The sequence below is a fragment of the Pseudoalteromonas shioyasakiensis genome, assembly GCF_001550135.1.
In the GTDB taxonomy this organism is placed as follows: Bacteria; Pseudomonadota; Gammaproteobacteria; order Enterobacterales; family Alteromonadaceae; genus Pseudoalteromonas; species Pseudoalteromonas shioyasakiensis.
On the sequence record NZ_LRUE01000002.1, the window covers coordinates 85,612 to 111,662 of the forward strand.

Below are 26,051 nucleotides of genomic sequence, written 5' to 3' on the forward strand. Positions count from 1 at the left end.
TTTTCTTTCATTAAATCTTTAAATATTTTAATAAATAACTGGAATGATGTTGTGTATTTATTATAATACTAATTAGTTAGCATTAATTGGTTGCGTGTTTTAAGTTTAAAAACACTTTTACCTGATTTTGTTTTGCTGACTTGGATATTACTAGGCGAGATGTGGATGAAATATCAACACGAAGGTTTGCTATGAAAAACTTTTCAATTAATCGAAATAGAAAAAACAGTGTTCCTAATATACAAAAACAGCAAGGCATTGTGCTTATTATTGCTTTGATTATGGTCGTTGCTGTGACAGGTATAGCTGTGACTTTAATGAATAGCAGCAGTGTAGATATAAAAATTACAAACTCAGCTCAAGAGCGTGAGACTGCAGAAAATAGCTTAATTGGTACAGTGCAAAAAGTTATTGCTAATGAAGCGGCAGCAGGTGGCAATAGTGCTTTTTTAATGAAGGCATCTGAAATACCTGAGGGCGGTTTTGGTATGGATGATATGGATGGCGCATCTAATACTATGACAAATCTAAATAATGGTGCGCTAGATTTACCATGCCCACGTAAATTTAACTTTACCGCCGGTGTGTCATGTAACATGGTCCAAGTAGATACCACTATTACTTATGGCACTAAGAGTAAACATACCTTAACGATCAGCACAGGCGTTGCCCAAGAAATGGCTAGCCTCAATACCGGTGGTTAGTGGAGAAAAGTGATGAATTTAGAAAAAATAACTCAACGTATACTGCTAACTTCTTTAGCAGTGTTTAGTTTTTTGGGTCACGCTGAAGATATTGAATTATATGTCAATCACAATGCCAATCTAGATGAAAAACCTCGGGTTCTTATTGTTTTTGATACCTCAGGTAGTATGGCTTTTTCAACTAGTTCAGGTAACAGTTGTGGCTACTCAGGTGGTTATATTTTATGTAGTGATAGTCGTTTAGGCGTTGCGCAAGATGCTATTACTAAACTGGTTGATGGTAACGATGACATTGATTTTGGCTTAATGCGTTTTAACAGCACCAATGGTGGCTATGTACTTGCAGGCATTGGTTCAGATATATCAGCCTTAAAGACCACAATTGCAGGGCTTCCAGCCGATGGCGGGACACCACTGACCGAAACGCTTTGGGAAGCCTATCTTTATATAACAGGGCAAAGCCTTTTCTATGGTGAAAAAGTTAATGCCGCACTACGTGATACGTCCATAGAGAAGACCGAAACAAGTACATATATGGAGGAGGTATGTGAATGGCGCTATAACAGGGGATGGAGGTATGTTTGTTGGGATGAGCCTCGCATTGCTTATAACAGCTCATATATTTCCCCGTTTGATAATTCAGAAGAAGTAAAACGCTGTGATAACTCAGTTAACGTAATCTACATGACTGACGGTGACCCGTCAGCGGGTTCTGATAATGAACAAGACTCTAATATTAGCGCGTTACACAAGTCGTATTTTGGTAGTTATTTAAGTGATAGCGATAAAATTGCCGGAGTGTATTTACACAAGCTTGCAAAAATTATTCACGGTACTGATGATGTTGAAGTTGATTTAAGGCCAACGACGACAGACATCCACGAAACAGGTCGTGTCTATACCATAGGTTTTGGCTCAGGCATGAGTGATAATGGTAAGCGCTTACTATCTGAAACGGCAGCTGAAGGTGGCGGTAAGTACCTACATGCCAATACTGCAGAGCAACTTTCTGAAGCCCTTAAAAATACCATTACTCAAATTCGAGAAGTGAACGATACTTTCACGGCACCATCAATTGCAAGTAACAATGTTGACCAAACACGCAGCCGCGAATCAATTTATTATGCGATGTTTTATCCAAAAACAGGGGCCCGTTGGCGTGGTAATCTGAAAAAATTAAAAGTATCTGGCGATCAGATAATCGATAAGGATGGTAAACCTGCTTTAAATGAAGATGGTTTAATCGATAAAGACGCTAAAACTTTTTGGCTGCCTAGCGGTGAAAGCGCTGATGGTAATTCAGTTGAGCTAGGTGGTGTAAATCTGTATTTGTCTAACTCTTCTAGCGTGCCGAATGAAGGGCGTAAAGTACTAACAAATGTCAACGGTCGCATGCTTAACTTTACCCGTTATCGGGTTGTATTCCATTACGGGACTATAGACAAGGCTGCCGTTGATTTTGAAGCTGATCCGGATGAAGTTGAAGACCTTATTAATTGGTCAAGAGGCCTAGATATTGATGATGAAGACAAAGATGGATCGACAACGGATTCACGTAAAGACATCTTTGGTGATCCGCTGCATTCAAAACCTGTAACAATTGATTATGGTAATGATGATATCCGAGTTTTAATAGGCACTAATGCCGGTTACTTGCACATGTTCCAAGATAAAAATGATGTGCTAAGTGAAAGCTGGGCGTTTATCCCCAGAAGCTTGTATAAAATAATAAAGCCACTTCGTGATAACCAAGCAGATACCAAGGTTTATGGTGTTGACGGGCCAATCTCAGTATTCTTTGATGATAAAAATAGTGATGGAGTAGTAAATGGCTCAGACCGAGTTTGGGCATTCTTTGGCTTAAGACGCGGTGGAAATTACTACTACGGACTCGACATAACTAACCCAGACTCGCCAAGTCTACTGTGGGATCAACCAATTGTAGGTGGCACAGGCGACTTTAAAGAATTAGGGCAAACTTGGTCTAAACCTTCTGTTACTTATGTGAATCTAGACGGTTACAAAGACAGACCAGTGCTTATTTTTGGCGCGGGTTATGATACAAACAAAGACAATGTTATTCGTACTGATGATTCTCATGGACGTGGTATTTTTATTGTTGACGCGCAAACGGGTAAAAAAGTGTGGGCATTAACGCCGAGTGAGAATAGCTTTTTAGGTAAGCATAGTATTGCATCAGATATTAGCATCTTAGATTCTGACTATGATGGCTATATTGATAGGCTATATGCAACGGATACAGGCGGTGATGTGTGGCGTGTTGATATGCCTTCTGACAGCCCCACAGATTCAGAAAACCCATGGACACATTTTAAATTAGCAAGCTTAGGGAGTGCACTTTCAACCCAAGATCGCCGTTTCTTCTATAAGCCTTTGATTGCAAGAACTATGTTCAGCAAAGTATCAGAAACGGCCGTCAATGGTGAAACAGTAACTACACGAATTGATACGCCATTTGATGCTGTGCTAATAGGTAGTGGTAACCGCTCTAAACCAACGGGCACTGTTACCAACGATCAGTTATTTATGATCCGTGATATCAATACGGTAACTCAGCCATTCCTTGGTAGTGATGTACCCGCAGCAATTACACAAGCAGACTTGATGAATATGGATTCTGATCCATTTGGAAATGCACTGGACGACGTTGATAAATTTACTGACTTAGAAATTGAGTTAGGTGAGTATCACGGTTGGTATTACAATTTAGCTTCTGCAGGTGAAAAATCCCTTGCAGCAAGTACAGTTATCGGTGGTGTCGCTTATTTCACAACCTATACACCAGCTTCATCTACAGAAACAGCGAATCAGTGTTCACTAACTGGTGGTTCAGGAAGTTTATACGCTTTCCACTTACATTACGGTACAAAAGTGTATGACAGCTTGAAATTTACTACCTCGAATGATGTTCCTGATACTCCTCAACTTTATTTTGGTGTAGGTGACAGCTGTGTTGATGGTAATAGCGATGGTTACTGTGATGACAACACAGATGAAAAGGTTAAAGAGCAAAGCCAGTTTTTAACCATTGGTCCAGGTATCAAAGGTGAACAAAATCCACTGAAAGTACAAGAGATCCAAGGTCCAGGTTTAGTTATCGAAGATGGTAAAATTAAACTAGTAAGTGATGCAGTACCTATTGGCTTTGGCTTTAAAACACAACAAACTTTCATTTATAAGCAAGAGCGAAACGATAATAGCCAATAAAACACTAAGTGACTGCTCTGCCTTACATGTTAAGGCAGAGCATGTGGTAGCTATTTGAATACTCGCCTAAATTGCATAATTATTGTTAGCCATCTAAGATAAGAACAAATAGAGGTAATTCCTCTAAAAAACAATTATATAGGTTTTTAAAATATGAACTTTATAAGAACAAAGAGTCATAATGGTTTTACGCTAATCGAGCTGATGATTACTGTAGCTATCTTGGGGATCATCGCTAGCATTGCTATTCCTAGTTATTTTGAGCACGTAAAACGTACCGCTCGAACTGAGGCAATTACTTCGTTATTAGATGCAGCTAATAAACAAGAGCAATACTTTGTCGATAACCGAGAATATACAAGCACAATTGCTGATTTAGGTGTTTCTACGACAACAGAAAGTAACTTTTATACCATTAGTGTTAAGGTAGATAATGATGCAGGTACATTTACATTTAAGGCAACACCTAAATCTGGCCCACCATTACAAGATGCTGAATGTGAAACATTGTCTATTTCTGATACAGGTTTAAAAACGTCAACAGGGTCTGCTGACTCAAGCACCTGTTGGGGTAAATAAGCTTTATTAATTATCAGTTTGGCACCTATCTGTATCAATTAATCTAACTCGGCCTATCGGACTGACCCTAATTGCAAGCCCTTTGAGGCTTGCTTTACTATATTCTGGGCAGTAAATGAAAGTACCATTGCCTAGCCCCATCGGCATACCCGCAGGGCTAAACGTAACTGCATGACGCTGGTACGTCAGCATGTCAAACTTACTTATAGCTTCGATTTCCATTAGTTTAGTATCACCACTTTCAAATACACCTAGTTCGCCTTTGTCTACAAAAACGGTTAACGATTTGTACCATATAGCTTTGTTGCATCTGTTGTGTTTTAAGGCGCAGAAGGTGACATAGGCATCATTTGTTTGCGCTTTTAGGCGAGTAAACTGCAGTGCTCTTTTCATCGTTTGCATGTTGCTTTCTAAACGGTTTGTAGCCAGAAGTGGCTTATATTCAAATAAGGCAATATGCAGCAGGAGTGATAAGATTGATAGCACTAAGAGGCTTTCAATTAACGTCGCCCCATTGAGGCTGCGCAGAGTTGTAAATGCCTTCATCCTTGAAGACTCCAAATTTGCGACTGTTTATTTAACTATAATTCGAGAGTGTGGGCTGTCAATTTACCAAGCTTAATTACAGACATCTGTCGTAGTACCAATATATAAAGCAGTCCCTGAGGCAAATACTTCTAGTTGTTTGTTATTATCGTTATCAGCTTTTGAAGGGCAATAAGTGAATTTTCCTGGATCTGAAGTGAGCATACCGCTGGTATCAAATGTGATAAAGTTATCGCCAGTGAAATTTAACTGACTGTTCTCAGGCACTTCTTCCATGACTCTTAAAATGATATCGCCAACCTTTGGGTTGTAAACACCATTTTGGTTTGAATCAAAAAATACAAATACACTACCGTTATCCCAATTAAATAAACAACGAGTGCGTATATTGGTTTCGATACTGTTGGTATTACCACTACAAACAACAATAATTGCATCACTACTTGTTGCTTTTGCGCGTGCAAAGCTGAGTGTACGTTTTAACTCTAATAGGTAGCTCTCAGCTCGGTCATTTTCAAGCATATCTGAGCTATCCCATAGTGCTATCAGTGCAACGATACCCACAATAGCAAGCGTGACCATCAGCTCTAATAATGTAAAACCCCGTTGTAATGATTTCATTGTTGTCTCTATTTTGAATCACTTTGTTTAATAATATCATGATTGCTGATTTAATCACCGTAATTCATAGCTTTGTTTGCCATCAGCAATGGGATTGTCTAAAATCGAGGCAATCGAGAAATAATAAGTAACCCGAAAATGAAAAAAATCGAAGCAATTATTAAACCATTTAAGCTTGATGATGTACGCGAAGCATTATCAGATGTGGGCATCACAGGGATGACGGTAAGCGAAGTAAAAGGTTTTGGCCGTCAAAAAGGACACACTGAGCTTTATCGCGGTGCTGAGTATATGGTGGACTTTTTACCTAAGGTAAAATTAGATATCGTATTAAGCGATGAAGATGTAGACCGTGCTATCGATGTTATCGTTAAAACATCGCAAACAGGTAAAATTGGTGACGGTAAAATCTTTGTCACTGACGTTGAGCGTGTTGTACGTATTCGTACTGCAGAAGAAGATGAAGACGCGATTTAATTCCAACTGACACTCGCACCTTGAGGTGGTTTGGGTATATTCGATCGCAAACATTAAAAAAGGCGCCTAAGGCGCCTTTTTTGATTTTAGTCTATTTTAACGCTTGTTAGCTTCTCGCGTTGCTTTAGCGTGTTCACTTAGTTCAGGTAAGCCAAGCTTGTTATAGCTTTTTTCCATGATCTCTAGTGCTTGATCAAGGTAGCTGCTTTGTGAGTAGTGCTCAACCACATATTTACCACGGTTTGCAGCAGCAAGGTATGCCTCACGCTCATAGTAGTATTCGGCAACTTTTAACTCGTAGCGTGCCATTTTATTCAGTAGCCACACTAAACGCTTTTTCGCTTCTGGTGCGTAGGCACTGTTAGGAAAACGTTTTAAAAGCGTTGATAAATCAGTAAATGCGACACGAGTACGGTTTGCATCTCTGTCGGCACGGTCTACACCAAAATATTCTTGGAATGCGTTTTCATCCGCTTTGATATTCACCAAGCCACGCATGTAGTACATGTAATCCAAATCTTTGTGGTTTGGGTTTAAACGAATGAAACGGTCGATAGTTGCGAGTGCTTGTTCAGTATTACCTGCTTGATAATGCGCAAACACTAAGTCCATTTGTACTTGTTTTGATAGAGGACCAAAAGGGTAGCGAGAATCAATAGCACTTAATAGCTCAATTGCACGAGCGTACAAGCCAGAATCTAATGTTTGTTTTGCATCTTCATATAAAGCTTGCGCAGATTTATTAGGAACGCGTTGGATATCTTCTTGATCTGGTGCTGATGAACAGGCACCTAAGCCAAGTACAGATACTGAAAAAACTATGGCGAACGCACGTTTCCCTATTTTATTTATCATTTTATTTCTTACCTTCGATGTCTTCGGCTAGGCCAAGTGAGGAAAACCGAGTAAACTATACGTATTATATTAAAGCGATTCTAACCCAGTCGAGCACAGCTTGCACTGGTAAATTGGGTAAAGTTACTAATGTCAGAGCAAATTTCTCTCCAAGCCGAGGTTCCAATTGACCTTGGCGGTAAACGTCTAGACCAAGTATTAGCGCAATTGTTCCCTGATTATTCTCGTTCACGTATAAAAACGTGGATTTTGGATGATAAAATCACTGTAAACGGCGAAATATTAAACACACCGCGCGAAAAACTACTCGGTGGCGAAGTGGTGAGTGTAGAAACAACCATCGAAGCCCCTCGTGAATATGAGGCACAAAATATCAAATTAAACATCGTTTATGAAGACGATGATATTTTGGTGATCAATAAACCTATGGGATTAGTAGTACATCCAGGGGCGGGTAACCCAGATGGCACGGTATTAAATGCTTTGCTACATCATTACCCTGACATCATTAATGTGCCTCGTGCAGGTATTGTGCATCGTCTAGATAAAGACACCACAGGTTTAATGGTCGTGGCGAAAACAATTCCGGCACAAACACACCTAGTATCTGCATTACAAAAGCGTGAAAACTTCACCCGTGAATACGAAGCAATTTGTAACGGCACAATGACAGCTGGTGGCATGGTTGAAAAACCAATTGGTCGTCATGCGACAAAGCGTACTCACATGGCCGTGCATGAAATGGGCAAACCAGCTGTGACGCATTACCGTGTTGCAGAAAAATTCCGTGCACATACACGCCTACGTTTACGCCTAGAAACAGGTCGTACTCACCAAATTCGTGTACACATGGCTTATTTAAATCACCCATTAGTTGGCGACCAACTGTATGGTGGTCGTCCGCGCCCGCCAAAAGGTGCTACACCTGAGCTGTTTCAAATGCTACGCGACTTTAAACGCCAAGCATTACATGCTGTAAAGCTATCAATTGCGCACCCAATCACTGGTGAGCTAATGACTTGGCAAGCGCCAATTCCAGATGATATGGCAGCTATGACAGAAGCTTTGCGCGCTGATACTAAAGCAAACCCAAATATCGAGTTTTAAGCGTTATGATCACACCAGCATGGACTGCCCCAAACTCTGTTAGCGCGCTGAGTACCACCCGACAGGGCGGTGTTTCGGTTGCACCCTTTGATAGTTTTAATGTGGGTTTACATGTTGGTGATGATGAGCAAGCCGTGCTTGCAAATCGCGCGTTACTTACAAATCAGCTGCCAAACCCTGCTGTGTGGTTAAACCAAACACATAGCAGCGATGTAGTCGTAATTGATGAGCAGTCTGACTTAAGCCAAGTACGCTCTGCTGATGCGCTTTACACCCGTTTAATAAAGCAGCCGCTGGCGATAATGACCGCAGACTGTTTACCAGTATTGCTTTGCTCGAGTTCTGGGGATGAAGTCGCTGCTGTCCATGGTGGCTGGCGTGGTTTAGCGCAAGGTATATTGGCAAACACGGTTTCGCACTTTCAAGCGCCAGCAAGCGATATTATTGCTTGGTTAGGCCCAGCCATCGGTCCTTTACAATTTGAAGTCGGGCAAGAAGTAAGAGAGTGTTTTTGCTCACAAAACCCAGAGCATCAACAAGCTTTTACAGCCAAACATGAAAAATACATGGCTGATATCTATTTATTAGCACGTCAGCAATTAGCACAATTAGGCGTGGTCAAAATGTATGGTGGTGAGCACTGTACTGTTACTGAAAAATCACAGTTTTTCTCTTATCGCCGTGACGGACAAACAGGCCGTATGGCGAGCCTGATCTGGCGCAATTAATACGCCTTTTTTGCGATTAAATTTTCTTCTTTTACTTGAACAAATCACTAAGCATACCCATTAATTAAGCAATTAGATTTTTTAATAGGTAAACCCTTATGCGTTTAGATAGATTTACAAGTAAATTTCAATCTGCGCTTTCAGATGCGCAGTCATTAGCACTTGGGCGCGATCATCAATTTATTGAGCCTGTGCATTTAATGTATTCATTGCTTCAGCAAAATGGTTCAAGTGTGCGTGCGCTACTTGCACAAGCAGGTGTGAGTGCTGATGAGTTAAACACCAAGTTATCCCAAGAAATCGAGAAACTGTTTAAAGTTGAAGGTATTGGTGGCGATGTTCAGCTGTCAAATAACCTGATTTCATTAATTAACTTATGCGATAAATATGCTCAAAAACGAAAAGATAAATTCATTTCGAGTGAGTTGTTTGTTCTTGCCGCGTGTGATGATAAAGGCCCATTAGGCGACATTTTTAAAGCGCTGAATATTACTTCTAGCAAGATTGAATCTGCAATTGAAGCCATTCGTGGTGGCCAAAAAGTAGAAGACCCAAATGCTGAAGAAACTCGTCAGGCATTAAAAAAATTCACCATCGATTTAACTGAGCGAGCAGAGCAAGGTAAGCTTGACCCTGTCATTGGTCGTGATGACGAAATTCGTCGTACTATCCAAGTTTTACAGCGCCGAACTAAAAATAATCCGGTGTTAATTGGTGAGCCAGGTGTAGGTAAAACAGCGATCGCTGAGGGCCTTGCACAACGTATTATCAATGGTGAAGTACCTGAAGGCCTAAAAAACAAGCGAGTGTTATCGCTCGACTTAGGTGCTTTGGTTGCTGGCGCTAAATACCGTGGTGAGTTTGAAGAACGTTTAAAGTCAGTATTGAATGAGCTTGCCAAAGAAGAAGGCCAAGTCATCCTCTTTATTGATGAAATTCATACTATGGTAGGCGCAGGTAAAACAGACGGTGCAATGGATGCGGGTAATATGTTAAAGCCTGCACTTGCCCGTGGTGAGCTACATTGCGTGGGTGCTACAACTCTTGATGAGTATCGTCAATACATTGAAAAAGATGCGGCACTTGAGCGTCGTTTTCAAAAGGTATTTGTTGATGAACCATCGGTTGAAGACACCATTGCGATTTTACGTGGTTTAAAAGAGCGTTATGAGCTGCATCACTCAGTTGATATTACCGATCCGGCCATTGTTGCTGCGGCGCAGCTTTCGCATCGTTACATTAGCGATCGCCAATTACCAGATAAGGCAATAGATTTAATTGACGAAGCAGGTTCTTCAATTCGTTTGCAAATTGACTCAAAACCAGAGTCTTTAGATAAGCTAGAGCGTCGTATTATTCAGTTAAAACTGGAAGATAACGCGTTGGCGAAAGAAAAAGACGAAGCGAGTCAAAAGCGCCGCACCGAAATGCAAGAGCTGATCACTGAACTTGAAGCGCAATACCGCGAATTAGATGAAGTGTGGAATGCTGAGAAGGCCTCACTGCAAGGCACGCAAGTTATCAAAGCAGAGCTTGAGCAGGCACGCCTTGATTTAGACGTGGCACGCCGTGCCAGCGATTTACAGCGTATGTCTGAACTGCAATATGGTCGTATCCCTGAACTTGAGCGCAAACTCGACCTTGCTTCACAAGCAGAAATGCAAGAAATGAGCTTGCTTAAAAACCAAGTGGGTGAAGACGAAATCGCAGAGATTTTATCGCGTTGGACAGGTATTCCGGTATCGAAAATGCTGCAAGGCGAACGTGAAAAGCTACTGCAAATGGAAGATCAATTACACCACAAAGTGATTGGTCAAGATGAAGCTGTTGTAGCTGTTGCAAATGCAATTCGTCGTTCTCGCGCAGGGCTTGCTGATCCAAATCGCCCAATCGGCTCATTCTTATTCTTAGGCCCAACAGGGGTGGGTAAAACTGAGCTGACCAAAGCACTAGCCAGTTTCATGTTTGACACTGAAGATGCCATGGTGCGTATTGATATGTCGGAGTTTATGGAGAAACACTCGGTGGCACGTTTAGTCGGTGCACCTCCAGGTTATGTTGGCTATGAAGAGGGTGGCTATTTAACTGAAGCTGTACGCCGTCGTCCGTATTCCGTCATCTTATTGGATGAGGTCGAAAAAGCGCACCCAGATGTATTTAACATCTTACTGCAAGTGCTTGATGATGGCCGCTTAACAGATGGTCAGGGCCGTACCGTTGATTTTAAAAATACCGTGATCATCATGACCTCTAACTTGGGTTCAGATATTATCCAAGAGCAAGCAGGTTCAAATGATTATGCCGGGTTAAAAGAAAAAGTGATGGGCGTATTAGTTAGTCAGTTCCGCCCTGAGTTTATTAACCGAATCGACGAAACCGTGGTATTCCATCCACTTGCTAATGAGCACATTAAGGAAATTGCAGATATTCAGTTAAGTAAGCTACGTGAGCGATTAACAGAAAAAGGCTACATTCTTGAAGTTACGGATGCAGCTTTAGACCGCATCGCTGAAAGTGGTTTTGATCCTGTGTATGGGGCAAGGCCTTTAAAACGTGCTATTCAACATACCATTGAAAACCCATTAGCACAGCGCCTGCTCGGAGGGGATTACCAACCAGGAGCCATCATCCATATTGATGCTGATGAGAATGGACTTGTTTTCTCGAGTCGTTAATTAGCCCTAAAAACAAAAGCCGCATCAATTATGATGCGGCTTTTTTGTATCAGTTAAGTTTAAACTTTAAAGGTTAACAGCATATCGTTAACTTTTCGTGAGCCTTCAACAAGCCCCGCTGCATCTTTAGCCACGTTATAGCTAAGCTTTAAGTTCTCTTCGCTGTGACCTTTAATGCTTTCTACATTTTCGCGTATATCGGTGCTGACAACTTGTTGCTCCTCAGCAGCCGTCGAAATTTCAGTCGCAAGGCCTGATATTTCATCAATTTGTGCGAAGATGCTCGCAAGCTCAGTTTGTGTATGGGCGGTAGTATCAACACAACTATCTGCTTGCGCTTTAGTTGATTGCATCACTTTAGACCAGCTAAATAACGTATCTTGGATCTCTTTAATTGAGCTATGAATTTGTGCTGTTGCATTTTGAGTACGTGAAGAAAGTGCGCGTACTTCATCTGCTACAACCGCAAAACCTCGGCCATGCTCACCGGCACGTGCTGCTTCAATTGCTGCATTCAGCGCTAATAAGTTTGTTTGTTCAGCAATGCCTTCAATCTCACTCATTACTTGGCCTATTTTGTCAGCTTCACTAGCAAGAGAGTTAGCGGTAGTGGCTGCTTGCTCTACTTGGTTAGCTAGATCAGTCACCATGCTGCTATTATCTTCAATATGCAGTTTGATATCGTTACAGCTTTGGTAAGTGGTTTTAACCTTATCAGCAGTGTGATGGGTATTAGCTGAAATCTCGCCAATAGTGGCACTCATTTGTGTCATTGCTGTAGCAATATCACTTAAACGTTGGCCTTGTGCAGCAATACCTTGCTCGGTGAGTGACGATTGTTTATCTAAGTTGGTAGCAATGTCTTTGAAGGAGTAAGTAGAGTCTTTAACACGGCCTAACACAGTTCTAAGCTTAGCGAACAGCATTTGCTGATTATAGGCAGCAATACTAAATGGGTGTGAGCCTGAATACACATAACGTGATACTGAATCAAACTCTGCACGTTGCTGCTTTAAATGGCTTGGCGTAACAACGAGCTCGTCATAATTTAAAGCAAAAAGTAGTACTACAAGGGCACATGCGGTTAAAGCAACCATCCATGAGGTGGTCATTGCTAACCCAGCAATACCTGCAACCAATAAAATCGCAGACACTATTTGTCTGAGTGAAATATTCTCACGAAATGATGCGATAGATTTTCCATCATTAATTTTAGTGTACAGAGCCATCGCACGGGTTTTTAATTGCTCAGATGGTTTGGTACGCACTGATTGATAGCCCACTAGCTGGCCATGCTCATAAATAGGCGTAACGAACGCATCGACCCAATAGTAGCGACCATCTTTACAGAGGTTTTTTACCATGCCACGCCAAGAGTGTCCCTCTTTAAGTTTTTCCCACATCTCTTTAAATGCCGCTTTAGGCATATCTGGGTGGCGTACAATATTATGATTTTTTCCGAGAAGCTCTTCTTCGGTGTAACCTGCTATAGTACAAAATTCCTTATTTACGTATGTGATTACACCGCGTAAATCTGTGGTAGAGACAAGCTCTTGATTATCTGAGTATGTCACTTCTTGATTGACGATTTCTTGCCCACGACGCATATGAGTCCTCGAAATATACTTTTTTATGGTGTGCGGATTATAGTCTCAGAAAAATGTAAGGGAAGGGGGGACATAGTGTTAACTGTGAAACTTTTAATAATTTCATCTTCCCTTTGATCTAAAACAATATCTTGCCTGAATTATTATGTTTAGCCTCATTCTTTTATATTAGTTAAAAGGTCTAATATCCTCAAGGAAAAAGCCTAAATTGTATTTTTAACCGTTTTAGCAACAATGAAGTGCCACCAAAGCAATTGTATATTGTGACTCACAATGGCAAGATTGAGCTTCAAGTGTATGGGTAAATAATGAAACTGATATTTCTGACTTGAGTAATTGTTTTTTGCCCCCATACACTTAGGATTACAGCCACGCGGCTCGAGGAAGCATTTTTGATAAAACATGATTTAAATAAAACGCTAGAAGCGTTAACGGCACAATTTCCTAACGCAATTAATGGGATTCAACGTGGTATCGAGCGAGAAGCATTAAGGATAAAACCAAGTGGTGTTATCTCACAGCAAGGTCATCCACAAGGCGTTGGTAGCGCTTTAACGAATGATCATGTCACCACTGATTTTTCAGAATCATTATTAGAATTTATCACGCCGGTTAGTACATCTGCAGAGCAAACACTCGCGCAGCTAAAAGACTTGCAAAAGTTCACCTTATCGCAGATGGACGATGAGCTGTTATGGCCGATCAGTATGCCATGCTTTATTGAACATCAAGATGACATTGTACTCGCACAGTTTGGTGACTCAAACATTGGCCGCATGAAAACACTTTATCGTGAAGGCTTAAAGAACCGTTATGGTAGCATGATGCAGGCCATTGCCGGTGTGCATTTCAATATCTCTTTCCCAGAGAGCTTATGGCAAAGCCTGTATAGCTTAAACGGCAACCAAGGTACATTAGCTGAGTCTATTTCGAATGGCTATTTAGGGCTTATTCGTAACTTTAAGCGTGAGCTTTGGTTGATCAGCTTTTTATTTGGTGCATCACCAGCATTATGTAGTTCATTCTTACAAGGGCGCGAAACTGATTTACCATTCAAAAAGCTAGGTAAAGGTACTCTTTATTTAGAAGTGGGCACAGCACTGCGTTTGGGTAACCTTGGTTACACTAACAGTGCACAATCGTCTTTACGTGTTATGTATAACTCACTCGAAGAATATGTAGCAGGCTTAAAAGAGGCGATTCATACACCATCAGATATTTATGGTCATATAGATGACTACACGAGTGCTGAGCCAAAGCAGTTAAATAAAAATATTCTGCAAATCGAAAACGAGTTTTACTCGCCAATTCGTCCTAAGCGCAATGCAGCATTGGGCGAAACACCAACCGATGCATTACTTCGCGGCGGTATAGAATACATCGAGGTACGTGCGCTTGATGTTAACCCGTTTAGCGAAACGGGTATCGATTTACAGCAAATTCGTTTCTTAGACGTATTCTTAACTTATTGCTTATTAAATGACTCGCCAGAAATGGATTGGCAAGAGCAAAAATTAAGCACAACTAACCTTGATGCGGTTGTCAATGAAGGTCGAGACCCAGAGCTAATGCTCAACAAGCAGGGGGAGATGGTGCGTCTAACTGATTGGGCCGAGACAATTTTTACTCAGCTATCTGAGGTTGCCCGTTACATGGATAATGCATATGGCGTGAGTTATTACAGCGAAACCATAGCTGAGCTTGCAACTTGGGTGAACAATCCAAGTAAAACTTTCTCTGGCAAATATGTTAGTGCGCTGGCAAAAGAGAACCAAGATAATGGTCATTTCGCTTTAGCACTTGCACAGCATTACAAGCAAAGCCACCTTGATGCTGATTACCAATTTTATGATCAAGCATTTTTGGCAAAGCAAGCGACTGACTCTGTACTTAGAGAGCGTGAAGTTAAAGCAGCAGACAGTGTATCTTTCACTGCATTTTTAGATGACTATTTTGCTAAAGCTTAGTATTGTGAAGGCATAAAAAAACGCAGCCTAGGGAGGCTGCGTCAAAGATTCTTCAGGGATGAAACAATGCTATACTGCTGCATTCATAAGTTCAGACTGACCTGATGAGAAAAAGTTCAGCGAGATCCATAAAAAAATGAAAAAAAGTATAATTATTTTATCGCTGGCCGCATCTTTGGCTGGTTGTGCGACGGCTCCCCCTGAGCAACCTCATGATATATGTAAGATTTTTGAAGAAAAACCTGACTGGTATCACGATGCTCGTGATGCACAAGAAAAATGGGGTTCGCCAAAACATGTGCTAATGAGCATGATGTATCAAGAAAGCTCATTCCGCCATGATGCAGCGCCACCAATGGAATACTTCTTATGGGTAATTCCAATCGGACGTGCTAGCTCTGCATATGGCTACTCTCAAGCAAAAACCCCAACATGGTCAGATTACATTCGTGAAACAGGTAACAGCGGTGCAGACAGAGATGATTTTGATGATGCTATCGACTTTATGGCCTGGTTCGTTTACAAAACCCATAAAGTAAATGGTATATCGAAATGGGACGCCTACGCGCAGTACCTAAATTACCACGAAGGGTGGGGCGGCTATAAGCGAGGCACTTATAAAAGTAAAAAATGGCTAATGAGCGTTGCTAATAAAGTTAAACATCGAGCTAGCCGCTATGGCGCACAACTTAAAAAGTGTGAAGCCGATTTAGACAAAAACTGGTTTGAACGCTTATTTAGTTAATGCATAAATAGAAAGCCCGCATCAATTAGCGGGCTTTTTGTTAGTTATTTACCAGGAAACTGGTGAATATGGACATCCCTTTGCGGGAATGGAATCGTGATATCAGCAGCGTCAAAGGCAATTTTAACGCGTTAGTATAAGCCAAAATACACTGGCCAGTAGTTATCAGACTCAACCCACGCCCATACCAACATGCCAATATGGCTTTCACCGTGCTGGCTAACATGAACCGATGGTTTTTTATCTTCTATATCTTTTAGTATCAAATCATAGTCATTAAGCACGCTCATAAGCACATCACGGGCTTTATGAACATTATCGCCATAACTAATGCCAAATTCGATAGCTACGCGGTGTGTTGGCTCTGAAAACTTATTCTTAACGCAGCCATTTGAGAGCGTGCCATTTGGGATAATGATTTTTTCATTGTCGTAGGTGAGTAAAACAGTGACAAAAATTTGTATCTCAACAACTGTACCCATGTAGCCTTGCGCTTCGATTACATCGCCAACTTTAAAAGGCTTAAAGAACAGAATAAGCACGCCACCTGCAAAGTTAGCAAGGCTACCTTGAAGTGCCATGCCGACCGCAAGGCCAGCAGCACCCAGCATTGCGATAAACGACGTAGTTTCTATACCAATCATAGAAGCAACAGATATCAGCAACAGTACTTTTAAAATGACTGAGATAAAGGAGACTAAAAAGTGCGTAAGGCCAACTTCGAACTTGACCTTATTCATTGATTTTTCGGCCATATTGGCAATTCTACCAATTAACCACCAACCTATGATCAAGACCAGTATTGCGAGGATAAACTTTGGCCCGTAAAGCATCAGCAATTCGATAGCTTGGTTATAGATTTTTTCGATTGATATTTCGTCCATTATTTTCCCTTTTATATCAATATATGCAAAAGGAAATAATAGTAGAGGAATTCGTGTTTGGTTGTGCGGGATAGCTAATAAAATGTGAATCTTCAGAGGTAATTCAGCTGTAAGTAACAAAAAAGGAGTAGCAAGCTACTCCTTTTGTTTAGGTGGTGTAGAAAATTATTCTGTACGTTTACTTGGAATAACTTTAACTAACTTAACCATGTTTTCTTTTATCTCGATAACTTCAATAGGGTAGCCGGCTATACGCAAACTTAGGTTTGAGTCTGGGATGTCCTCTAAGTATTCAACAATTAAACCACTTAGCGTTTTCGGGCCATCAATCGGTAGCTCCCAACCCATTTCTTTATTTAAATCACGAATATTGGCACCGCCATCAACAAGTACTGAGCCATCATCTTGCTCTGTTACTTCTTCACTAGGTGTACGCGTTTGCGTTGTAGTGAAATCACCCACTACTTCTTCAAGAATATCTTCAAGGGTTACTAGACCTTGAATATCACCATATTCATCAACAACTAAGCCAATACGCTCTTTTGATTGCTGAAACTTAAGTAGTTGCGTGTTCAGTGATGTGCCTTCAGGAATAAAGTAAATTTCACGTACCGCACGCAGTAGTGATGGTTTATCAAACTGCTCTTTAGTTAATAGGCGCAGTGCATCACGTGAGTGAATAAAGCCAACAGCATCATCAATTTGGTCACGATACAACAGTACGCGGGTGTGCTGTGCATGAGTAAGTTGGCGACTGATAAGCTTCCAATCGTCATTGATATCAATAGCAACAATTTCGTTGCGTGGGATCATGATATCTTCAACAGTGACTTGCTCTAAATCTAAAATTGAAGTCAGCATGCTTTGGTGGCGAGCAGGTAACAGTGCACCTGATTCGTTCACCACAGTTTTTAGTTCTTCTTTACTTAAGCTGTGCTCTTCAATTTGTGCTGTAGTAATACCAAACAAGCGTAACATGCCGTTGGTCATCCAGTTTACAATAACCACAAACGGGAAAAGGATTTTCAATAGGCCTTTGAGCACAATTGAGCTTGGAAAAGCAACCTTCTCTGGGTAGAGCGCAGCAAGTGTTTTTGGCGTTACTTCGGCAAAGATTAAAACAACCAGCGTTAGCGCGCCGGTTGCAATAGCGATACCGAGATCACCATACAAACGAATACCAATAATCGTTGCAACCTGTGCTGCAGCGATATTTACAAGGTTATTACCAATTAAGATCAGACCAATGAGTCTGTCAGGGCGACTTAATAGTTTGCTGACGCGCTTCGCTGCACGATGATCTTCTTTAGCAAGATGACGCAGGCGAATACGGTTGATTGACATAATTCCAGTTTCAGAACCAGAAAAATAAGCAGAAATAAGTATCAATAATCCCAATATAATAAACAGGGTACTAGTCGATATGTCGTCCAAGGATGGATCCTTTTTTTATAAATCAGTGCATATTAAGCTAGAGACAGCTTGCTGAGTCAAGTTAAAACTTATTTAGAACCACTTCTTGGATGAAACGGCTGCCAAAATAAGCAAGTGACAAGATAAAAGCGGCTATCATGATCGAAAATACCACAGGCTTACCACGCCAGCCTTGGCGTAAGTGACCTACAGTGACCACAGTGAAAATTAGCCAAGCAATTAACGATAAAACCGTTTTGTGGATAAACTCACTGGCAAACATTCCCTCTAAGAAGATGAATCCAGAAAGGAGAGCAAAGGTCAGTAAGACAGTACCCAGCGTGAGTAATTGATAAAGCTGACGCTCAACCACCATTAAAGGAGGGAGGTGGCTATGAACAATTGCCAAGTCTTTGCGTTTTAGGCGTTTATCAATAAAGTAGAACTGTACAGCATAGAGTGTTGAGATTATCAAAACACAATAGGCTAGCAGTGATAAGGATATGTGAGTAACTAAACCAAGTTCAACATCGATTGATTGTAAAATCACATGATGCGGTATAAACAAGCTGGCAAGGGTCAGTAAGGCTGCAAAACCATAAACAACTGGCAGCAATAAAGTTGCGGGGAATTTGAGAGACACAGCAGTTACCGACACCACAATGACCCAACAGGTTAATAAGGCAACGTTGACGATACTTAAATCTTGGCCGTCAGCACGAAAAACTGAATTAACCAGTAATAGCATATGAGCAAGGATAGCCACAGTGCTAAGAATGACTGTGAGTTTTTGGCTTGGACCTTGTTTGTGGAAAAGGCGTGATAGCACATGTGACGTTGCTAACACATAAAACAAACTAGCAATAATAGTTAAACTAATAATCATCGTGTTTTGGCCACTTAATTTATATCGATAAATCCTTGTCTCTTTGATGCCATTGTATTTTATAGCAAGGCAAAAGCATAGAGTTTGTAAAAAGAAACTCAAACTGCACACTTGAACACTGTATTGTCGACCACCATTTACGGTATACTGCTAGGAATTAAATTTTAATATTGCCTGTATTGTCGCCAAACTTGTTTGATTTATGTACATTGCAGGTGCAACACGTTTTATCGGAACCTTTACATGTTTGAGAATCTCCAAGAACGCTTAGGTAAAACCTTAAAAAATATCAGTGGCCGCGGACGCCTAACTGAAGACAATATAAAAGATACATTACGCGAAGTCCGCATGGCATTTTTGGAAGCGGACGTTGCATTACCTGTTGTTCGTGAGTTCGTTAAGCAAGTTAAAGAACGCGCTGTAGGTGTTGAAGTAACAAAAAGCTTAAGCCCAGGCCAAGTCTTCATTAAGATTGTTCGTGAAGAACTTGAAAAAGCCATGGGTGAAGCTAACGAAGAGCTAAGCCTTAATGCACAGCCGCCAGCGGTCGTAATGATGGCGGGTTTACAAGGTGCTGGTAAAACGACCAGTGTTGGTAAACTAGCTAAATTCTTAAAAGAGCGTAAAAAGAAATCTGTATTAGTTGTGAGTGCCGACGTTTACCGTCCGGCAGCAATCAAACAGCTTGAAACACTGGCTGATGAAGTGGGTGTTGAGTTCTTCCCAAGTGACATTTCACAAAAGCCGGTTGATATCGCAAACAATGCGATTTCGCACGCGAAGAAGAAATTCATTGATGTGGTATTAGTTGATACCGCAGGTCGTTTACACGTCGATAACGACATGATGGACGAGATCAAAGCACTTCACAGTGCGATTAACCCAATCGAAACCTTATTCGTTGTTGATGCGATGACAGGTCAAGATGCGGCAAACACTGCAAAAGCATTTGATGAGGCGCTTCCTCTAAGTGGTGTGATCTTAACTAAGACCGATGGTGATGCCCGTGGTGGTGCTGCATTATCGATTCGTCATATTACCGGTAAGCCAATTAAGTTTATGGGTGTGGGTGAGCGCACTGATGCCCTTGAACCATTCCACCCTGACCGTATTGCTTCTCGTATCCTAGGTATGGGTGATGTACTTTCATTAATCGAAGAAGTCGAAATGAAAGTAGATAAAGAGAAAGCTGCTAAAGTTGCCGAAAAAGTATTTAAAGGTGATGGCTTCACATTAGATGACTTTGCTGAGCAACTTCGTCAGATGAAGAACATGGGCGGTATGATGTCGATGCTTGATAAGCTGCCAGGCATGCAAAACCTACCAGACGCTGTAAAAGGCCAGATGGGTGATAAAACTTTCGTACAAATGGAAGCTATCATCAACTCTATGACGCCAAAAGAGCGTGCTCGCCCAGAAATCATCAAAGGCTCGCGTAAAAAACGTATTGCAGCAGGTTCTGGCACTCAGGTGCAAGAAATCAATAAACTGCTTAAGCAATTTACGCAAATGCAGAAGATGATGAAGAAGATGAAAGGCAAAGGTGGCATGAAGAAAATGATGCGCGGCATGAAAGGCATGTTACCACCAGGTATGATGGGTGGCGGCCCTAAATTTTAATAGTGCTGTTTATTAAGTGTATAAAAAGGAGCATACAGCTCCTTTTTTTGTAGATAATTTATGCGTAGTTGTTAGCTGCATGTAAGATTTAAAGCCCAGATCAGTGTTTAATCAACTAAACTTACATTTTGCAGCAGTTCTTACTTGCAATGTTGCAAAAAACTCGTACAATTCCCCAGCTTCCCGTATTGGGGAGTAAATCTTATTAATGAAAACAGTCAATCTAATGTAGAGGACGGTATGGTAACTATTCGTTTGCAACGTGGTGGCGCTAAAAAACGCCCTTTCTATCAAATTGTGGTTGCGGATAGCCGTTTCTCGCGTGACGGTCGCTTCATCGAGAAAGTAGGTTTCTTTAACCCAATCGCTTCTGGTCAGGAAGAAAAAGTACGTTTAGATTTATCTCGTGTTGATCACTGGGTAGGTCAAGGCGCATCTCTTTCAGATCGCGTAGCTAAGTTAGTTAAAGACGCTCGTAAAGCGGCTTAATAGGCGTAAGAGTAACCATGAGTCAAGAGAACACCTCGTATATTACAGTAGGAAAGCTCGGTGCCCCGTATGGTATAAAGGGCTGGCTTAAGGTGCATTCATTTACTGATGATCCCGAAGGGATCTTCGATTTCAGCCCATGGTTGATAGGGCAACAAGGTAAATGGCAGACCTTAGAAGTGGTCGACTGGCGTCGCCACAACAAAGGCTTTATCGCTAAAGTTGCGCAAGTAAACGACCGAGACGAAGCAATGGCTTTAACCAATGCAGAAATCTCAGTAGATGCAGCGCAGCTACCAGAATTACCGCAAGGTGAATTCTATTGGCGAGATCTGATCGGCATGTCTGTTATAACTGATAAAGGTTATAACTTAGGCACTGTTGATGACCTAATGGAGACAGGGTCAAATGACGTTTTGGTTGTGAAAGCAAACAAAAAAGATGCATTTGGCCAAGCAGAGCGTTTAATTCCTTTCTTAACAGATTCTGTTATTAAAGAAGTTAAACATGATGCAAGAGAAATTACCGTAGACTGGGACCCAGGGTTTTAATGTCACAAACGAGTTCGCTATGGGTAGGGGTGATAAGCCTTTTCCCGGACATGTTTGATGCGATTACCACCCAAGGGGTAACAGGTCGCGCAGTTAAAAATGGTCTAATCGACTTTAACTGTTGGAACCCACGTGACTATGCTACTGATAAGCATAGAACGGTGGATGATCGTCCTTACGGGGGCGGTCCTGGCATGTTAATGATGGTTGAACCATTGAAACAAGCTATCCTTGACGCTAAAAAAGCGGCAGGTGATGGTGCAAAAGTAATTTATATGTCACCGCAAGGGCGCAAATTAGATCAGCAAGGTGCAAGCGAGCTTGCACAATCAGAAAAGCTGATTTTAATTGCAGGTCGCTATGAAGGTATAGATGAGCGAATTATAGAATCATACGTTGACGAAGAATGGTCAATTGGTGATTTTATTTTAAGTGGTGGTGAGCTACCCGCGATGACGCTAATTGATGCAGTAGCACGATTAGTACCAGGGGTGTTAGGTCATAACCAGTCAGCTGAGCAGGATTCATTTTCGAATGGCTTGCTTGATTGTCCTCACTATACACGGCCAGAGACATTGGATGATAAACAGGTGCCTGCTGTATTACTCAGCGGAAACCACCAAGAAATCGCTAAGTGGCGCACAAAGCAATCACTTGGTAGAACTTGGCTTCGTCGTCCTGACTTGTTGCATAACCTAGCTCTGACTGAGGAGCAAGCGGCACTCCTTGCTGAATTTCAGCAAGAGTACCAACAAGCTTGTGGCTAGAAGACAGTTACACCTAGGAAAGTGAGAAATATAATGGCAAAAGTAAACCAAAATATTATTAAAGCGCTTGAAGAAGAGCAGCTTAAAACAGACGTACCAGCATTCGGCGCTGGTGATACAGTAGTTGTACAGGTACGTGTAAAAGAAGGTAACAAAGAGCGTCTACAGGCCTTTGAAGGTGTTGTAATCGCTAAGCGTAATCGTGGTCTTCACTCAGCATTCACAGTTCGTAAAATCTCGAGCGGTGAAGGTGTTGAGCGTGTATTCCAAACGCACAGCCCTCTTATCGATAGTATCTCAGTTAAACGTCGCGGTGCAGTTCGCCGTGCGAAACTTTACTATCTACGTGAGCGTTCTGGTAAATCTGCACGTATTAGAGAAAAACTTAACTAATACGCGCTGTTTTACAACGCAAAATAAAACGGGTTGCAGCCTTAGGTTGCAACCCGTTTTGGTTTTTATACCACTAAAATAATTTTACCTCCCTGTATAATACCCAAGTACTCCCTTCTAACTTATCTGTTATCCCTTTATGAGCTAAGCTACAAGAGCGCTAGGGCTTTGTGCTTTGGCTATTATCCTGTTACTATAATTTTGTATTAAAAGCTTTACTTTTTTGTATATAAATATTTACGTTTATAGGGTTTGAGGTGTAGTAACGTGGTAACAGTGAATGATCTAGCTGATTTAAGAGCAGGAATAGATGAATGTGATGCGCAATTGGTGGCATTACTGGCAAAGCGTAATGGGATTACAGAAAAAATAGGCGCAATTAAGCAACAAATCGGTGCACCATTACATGCCCCAGATCGCGAGGCTGATTTACTCGCGGCACGTCGTCAAGAAGCTGTCGCACAAGGGGTTAACCCTGAATTAGTTGAGGACATCCTGCGTCGTATGATGCGTGAAGCCTATCAGAATCAGCAAGGTAGCCTTGCTTGTGTTGCGCCTCAGTTATCACCCATTGTTATTGTTGGTGGTGAAGGTGCCATGGGTCAGCTATTTGCACAACAATTTACTCGTTCAGGTTATGAAGTTCGTATTTTAGATAAAGCACAGCAAGCACAAAGTGAAACGATATTAAAAGGGGCAAAATTGGTTCTAGTCAGTGTGCCAATTAATGCGCTTGAGCAAGTCGTCGCAGCATTGCCAACACTTGATGATGACTGTTTGCTGGTTGATATTACCTCTGTTAAGCAAAAGCCTCTAAAAGCACTTATGGCGGCTCATAGCGGCCCTGTAGTTGGCTTACACCCTATGTTTGGCCCAGATATTTCACATTGGGTAAAACAAACGGTTGTGGTGTGTGAAGGGCGAGATCATGAAGTGGCTAAAGGGTTAATGGCACAACTACAAGTTTGGGGCTGCCAAGTAGTTGAAATGGATGCTAAAAAACACGATGAAGCAATGCAGATCATTCAGGTTATGCGCCACTTAACAACTTTTGTATATGGCCAGTTTCTTGCCAAGCAAAGCCATACACTTGCAGAGCTTCGCAGCTGCTCATCACCCATTTATCAATTAGAGTTAATGATGGTAGGGCGCTTATTTGCCCAATCGCCAGAGCTTTACTCTGATATCATGCTTGCGCAATTCGACGATGTCGAAGCACTGCTTGCCAACTACCAAGATACTTTTGCAGACACGCTAGAAAAGTTAAAAGCAGGGGATAAAGCATCATTGATTGCCGCATTTGCTGATGCAAAAGAATACTTCTCAGATGCGACAGCGCACTTCTTAACGCAAAGCCGCAGCTTACTCAATAAAGCAAACGACGCGAAAGTGCTTGATTAAACAGCTCTTATCTAACAAAAAAATATCAAAAAGCCCGCATCAAGCGGGCTTTTTAGTTTTAAATAATCGTTTTAATGACCACCTAATGAGCCAGGTAACGCACCGCTGTGGTGATTGATTAAGCCCCATTGATACAGTAAGTCAGTCATATCTGAAAGGCTGAATAAAGTCATGCTCAAGCCAACAATCGTCAACACTATGGTATAAGGTAGCGCCATGTATACCATGCGTCCATAAGATAGTCTTAACACAGGGGCTAATGTTGATGTAAGCAAGAACAAGAAGGCAGCTTGTCCATTAGGCGTTGCAACACTTGGTAAATTAGTACCTGTGTTAATTGCCACAGCTAATAGGTCAAATTGATCACGGGTAATTTGACCTGCCTGTAACGCAGCAGCCACTTCATTGATATACACAGTACCCACGAACACGTTATCGCTGACCATCGAAAGAATACCGTTGGCAATAAAGAACATCACCAGTTGCAGCTGACCTTCAAAGGTAAGCACCCATGCGATCACAGGAGTAAATAAATGCTGGTCGATAATAACTGCAACAATAGAGAAGAATACGCAAAGTAATGCTGTGAATGGTAGGGCTTCTTCAAATGCTTTACCTAACTGGTGTTCTTCAATAATACCAGCACTGGCTGTGGCAAAAATAATGACAGACAAACCAATTAAACCAACAGTGGCTAAGTGAAGGGCTAAACCTATGATCAACCAAACAGCAATGAAAGCTTGAATCGCTAGGTTCACTTTGTCGCGTGTGGTGCGTTTTTTCTCAAGATTTTTAGCATGATCCGATAAAATCGTGTGGATGGGGGCAGGGAGTTTTGCGCCGTAACCAAAGGCTTTAGTTTTTTCGAGTAAGAAAGTAGTGGCAATACCGGCAATCATAACAGGTAAAGTAATAGGCAGCATTCGGAAGAAAAATTCGCCAAATAACCAGCCAGCACGCTCTGCAATGATCAAGTTCTGTGGCTCGCCTACCATGGTACAAACACCGCCTAAAGCAGTACCAATTGATGCATGCATTAATAAGTTACGGAGAAAAGCACGAAACTCTTCAAGCTCTTGACGATTCACAGGGCGAACTTGGTTATCGTCATTAATATCATGCTCGCTGCTAGAGTCTTTTCCTGATGCCACCTTGTGGTAAATACTGTAAAAGCCCATCGCAACGGCAATAACAACGGCCATCACCGTTAACGCATCTAAGAAAGCAGATAAAAAAGCCGCAGCAATCGTGAACGACAGCGACAATACGGTTTTACTTCGAACCGAAACAACCAGCTTTGTGAAGATATACAAAAGCAAGTCTTTCATAAAATAGATGCCGGCAACCATAAAGATAAGTAACAGGATCACATCGATATTTTGCACTATTTCATGTTCAACTTGGCCGGCGGTTGTCATGCCGATAAATAAGGCCTCAATTGCTAATAAGCCTCCCGGTTGTAGCGGGTAACATTTAAGTGCCATGGCGAGTGTAAAAATAAACTCTAGCACTAATACCCATCCTGCCAGATAAGGGTTAAGTTGAAATAACACCGGGTTGATTAGTAAAAACGCAATAATGGTGTATTTATACCACTGTGGCGAAGTCCCCAAAAAATTTTTAAATATTGCTGGTAAAACGCGCTGCTGCATGGCCGTACCTTTTAATAGTGCTGGTTGTTATTGTTAATAATTAGAAATTCAGTATATCGAAAGTATTGTTATTTGGCGTACTTTTAATCCAAAAGGTCATTTATTTAACTAGATCTTGTAGATTTTTATGCACTGCGGAGTTAGTTTACTTGTTAG

Annotated in this window: 23 protein-coding genes; 15 read left to right on the forward strand and 8 right to left on the reverse strand. The window is 41.5% G+C overall.

Annotation, left to right across the window (positions count from 1 at the left end; genetic code table 11):
- Nucleotides 1-191 precede the first annotated feature (191 nt).
- From PASHI_RS01005 to PASHI_RS01015, 3 genes are all read left to right on the forward strand, one after another.
- Nucleotides 192-704: a pilus assembly PilX family protein gene (locus PASHI_RS01005; RefSeq protein WP_062564288.1), complete on the forward strand. Its 513-nt coding sequence runs from the start codon at nt 192-194 to the stop codon at nt 702-704.
- A gap of 12 nt (nt 705-716) precedes the next feature.
- Nucleotides 717-3,932, forward strand: a complete 3,216-nt coding sequence (locus PASHI_RS01010; RefSeq protein WP_062564289.1) for a pilus assembly protein — start codon at nt 717-719, stop codon at nt 3,930-3,932.
- Between the two features lie 153 nt (nt 3,933-4,085).
- Entirely contained in the window at nt 4,086-4,511 is a 426-nt protein-coding gene (locus PASHI_RS01015; RefSeq protein WP_058585466.1) for a type IV pilin protein, read from the forward strand.
- A 6-nt stretch (nt 4,512-4,517) separates the two neighbouring features.
- On the opposite strand, the gene PASHI_RS01020 is transcribed toward PASHI_RS01015, so the two are convergent.
- On the reverse strand, nt 4,518-5,057 hold the full coding sequence (locus PASHI_RS01020) for a GspH/FimT family protein (RefSeq protein WP_062564290.1): 540 nt from the start codon (nt 5,055-5,057) through the stop codon (nt 4,518-4,520).
- 72 nt (nt 5,058-5,129) lie between these two features.
- Nucleotides 5,130-5,678, reverse strand: coding sequence for a GspH/FimT family pseudopilin (locus tag PASHI_RS01025; protein ID WP_062564291.1), 549 nt, complete (start codon nt 5,676-5,678; stop codon nt 5,130-5,132).
- Nucleotides 5,679-5,816: 138 nt separating this feature from the next.
- On the opposite strand from PASHI_RS01025, the gene PASHI_RS01030 reads away from it, so the two are divergent.
- On the forward strand, nt 5,817-6,155 hold the full coding sequence (locus PASHI_RS01030; protein WP_054551748.1) for a P-II family nitrogen regulator: 339 nt from the start codon (nt 5,817-5,819) through the stop codon (nt 6,153-6,155).
- 96 nt (nt 6,156-6,251) lie between these two features.
- Here the strand turns inward: PASHI_RS01030 and PASHI_RS01035 are convergent, their stop codons facing one another.
- On the reverse strand, nt 6,252-7,010 hold the full coding sequence (locus PASHI_RS01035) for an outer membrane protein assembly factor BamD (RefSeq protein WP_054561898.1): 759 nt from the start codon (nt 7,008-7,010) through the stop codon (nt 6,252-6,254).
- 129 nt (nt 7,011-7,139) lie between these two features.
- Here PASHI_RS01035 and rluD point away from each other — a divergent pair, with 129 nt between their 5' ends.
- The 3 genes from rluD (at nt 7,140) to clpB (ending at nt 11,520) form a co-directional block, all read left to right on the forward strand.
- Nucleotides 7,140-8,117 (forward strand): 23S rRNA pseudouridine(1911/1915/1917) synthase RluD, encoded by a 978-nt coding sequence (gene rluD / locus PASHI_RS01040; RefSeq protein WP_058585463.1) that lies wholly within the window; start codon nt 7,140-7,142, stop codon nt 8,115-8,117.
- Between the two features lie 5 nt (nt 8,118-8,122).
- Nucleotides 8,123-8,845 carry a peptidoglycan editing factor PgeF gene (gene pgeF, locus PASHI_RS01045; protein ID WP_062564292.1) on the forward strand — a complete coding sequence of 241 codons (723 nt, stop codon included), beginning with the start codon at nt 8,123-8,125 and terminating at the stop codon, nt 8,843-8,845.
- A gap of 98 nt (nt 8,846-8,943) precedes the next feature.
- On the forward strand, nt 8,944-11,520 hold the full coding sequence (clpB, locus tag PASHI_RS01050) for an ATP-dependent chaperone ClpB (RefSeq protein ID WP_054561895.1): 2,577 nt from the start codon (nt 8,944-8,946) through the stop codon (nt 11,518-11,520).
- 59 nt (nt 11,521-11,579) lie between these two features.
- Here clpB and PASHI_RS01055 read toward each other — a convergent pair whose 3' ends face one another.
- The gene (locus PASHI_RS01055; RefSeq protein ID WP_062564293.1) at nt 11,580-13,127 is read right to left on the reverse strand and encodes a methyl-accepting chemotaxis protein; all 1,548 of its coding nucleotides are present in this window, start codon (nt 13,125-13,127) and stop codon (nt 11,580-11,582) included.
- 392 nt (nt 13,128-13,519) lie between these two features.
- On the opposite strand from PASHI_RS01055, the gene gshA reads away from it, so the two are divergent.
- Entirely contained in the window at nt 13,520-15,094 is a 1,575-nt protein-coding gene (gshA, locus tag PASHI_RS01060; RefSeq protein WP_062564294.1) for a glutamate--cysteine ligase, read from the forward strand.
- 136 nt (nt 15,095-15,230) lie between these two features.
- Nucleotides 15,231-15,839 (forward strand): transglycosylase SLT domain-containing protein, encoded by a 609-nt coding sequence (locus tag PASHI_RS01065; protein WP_062564295.1) that lies wholly within the window; start codon nt 15,231-15,233, stop codon nt 15,837-15,839.
- Between the two features lie 131 nt (nt 15,840-15,970).
- On the opposite strand, the gene PASHI_RS01070 is transcribed toward PASHI_RS01065, so the two are convergent.
- The 3 genes from PASHI_RS01070 to PASHI_RS01080 all read right to left on the reverse strand — a co-directional run bounded on the left by PASHI_RS01070 (nt 15,971) and on the right by PASHI_RS01080 (nt 19,022).
- Complete coding sequence (locus PASHI_RS01070; RefSeq protein ID WP_244269365.1) at nt 15,971-16,723, reverse strand: mechanosensitive ion channel family protein; 753 nt, start codon at nt 16,721-16,723, stop codon at nt 15,971-15,973.
- A 165-nt stretch (nt 16,724-16,888) separates the two neighbouring features.
- Nucleotides 16,889-18,157: an HlyC/CorC family transporter gene (locus tag PASHI_RS01075; RefSeq protein WP_130051057.1), complete on the reverse strand. Its 1,269-nt coding sequence runs from the start codon at nt 18,155-18,157 to the stop codon at nt 16,889-16,891.
- Between the two features lie 61 nt (nt 18,158-18,218).
- On the reverse strand, nt 18,219-19,022 hold the full coding sequence (locus PASHI_RS01080; protein ID WP_062564296.1) for a cytochrome C assembly family protein: 804 nt from the start codon (nt 19,020-19,022) through the stop codon (nt 18,219-18,221).
- 243 nt (nt 19,023-19,265) lie between these two features.
- On the opposite strand from PASHI_RS01080, the gene ffh reads away from it, so the two are divergent.
- The 6 genes from ffh to tyrA all read left to right on the forward strand — a co-directional run bounded on the left by ffh (nt 19,266) and on the right by tyrA (nt 24,243).
- The gene (gene ffh, locus PASHI_RS01085; protein WP_054551737.1) at nt 19,266-20,642 is read left to right on the forward strand and encodes a signal recognition particle protein; all 1,377 of its coding nucleotides are present in this window, start codon (nt 19,266-19,268) and stop codon (nt 20,640-20,642) included.
- Between the two features lie 240 nt (nt 20,643-20,882).
- Nucleotides 20,883-21,131 (forward strand): 30S ribosomal protein S16, encoded by a 249-nt coding sequence (gene rpsP / locus PASHI_RS01090; RefSeq protein WP_054551736.1) that lies wholly within the window; start codon nt 20,883-20,885, stop codon nt 21,129-21,131.
- 17 nt (nt 21,132-21,148) lie between these two features.
- On the forward strand, nt 21,149-21,682 hold the full coding sequence (rimM, locus tag PASHI_RS01095) for a ribosome maturation factor RimM (protein WP_054551735.1): 534 nt from the start codon (nt 21,149-21,151) through the stop codon (nt 21,680-21,682).
- Nucleotides 21,682-22,449 (forward strand): tRNA (guanosine(37)-N1)-methyltransferase TrmD, encoded by a 768-nt coding sequence (gene trmD, locus PASHI_RS01100; protein WP_054551734.1) that lies wholly within the window; start codon nt 21,682-21,684, stop codon nt 22,447-22,449. Before rimM ends, trmD begins: the two co-directional genes overlap by 1 nt.
- Before the next feature lie 33 nt (nt 22,450-22,482).
- On the forward strand, nt 22,483-22,842 hold the full coding sequence (gene rplS, locus PASHI_RS01105; RefSeq protein WP_054551733.1) for a 50S ribosomal protein L19: 360 nt from the start codon (nt 22,483-22,485) through the stop codon (nt 22,840-22,842).
- 267 nt (nt 22,843-23,109) lie between these two features.
- Nucleotides 23,110-24,243, forward strand: a complete 1,134-nt coding sequence (tyrA, locus tag PASHI_RS01110; protein ID WP_062564297.1) for a bifunctional chorismate mutase/prephenate dehydrogenase — start codon at nt 23,110-23,112, stop codon at nt 24,241-24,243.
- A 71-nt stretch (nt 24,244-24,314) separates the two neighbouring features.
- Here tyrA and nhaB read toward each other — a convergent pair whose 3' ends face one another.
- On the reverse strand, nt 24,315-25,895 hold the full coding sequence (gene nhaB, locus PASHI_RS01115; protein WP_062564298.1) for a sodium/proton antiporter NhaB: 1,581 nt from the start codon (nt 25,893-25,895) through the stop codon (nt 24,315-24,317).
- Between the last annotated feature and the right edge of the window lie 156 nt (nt 25,896-26,051).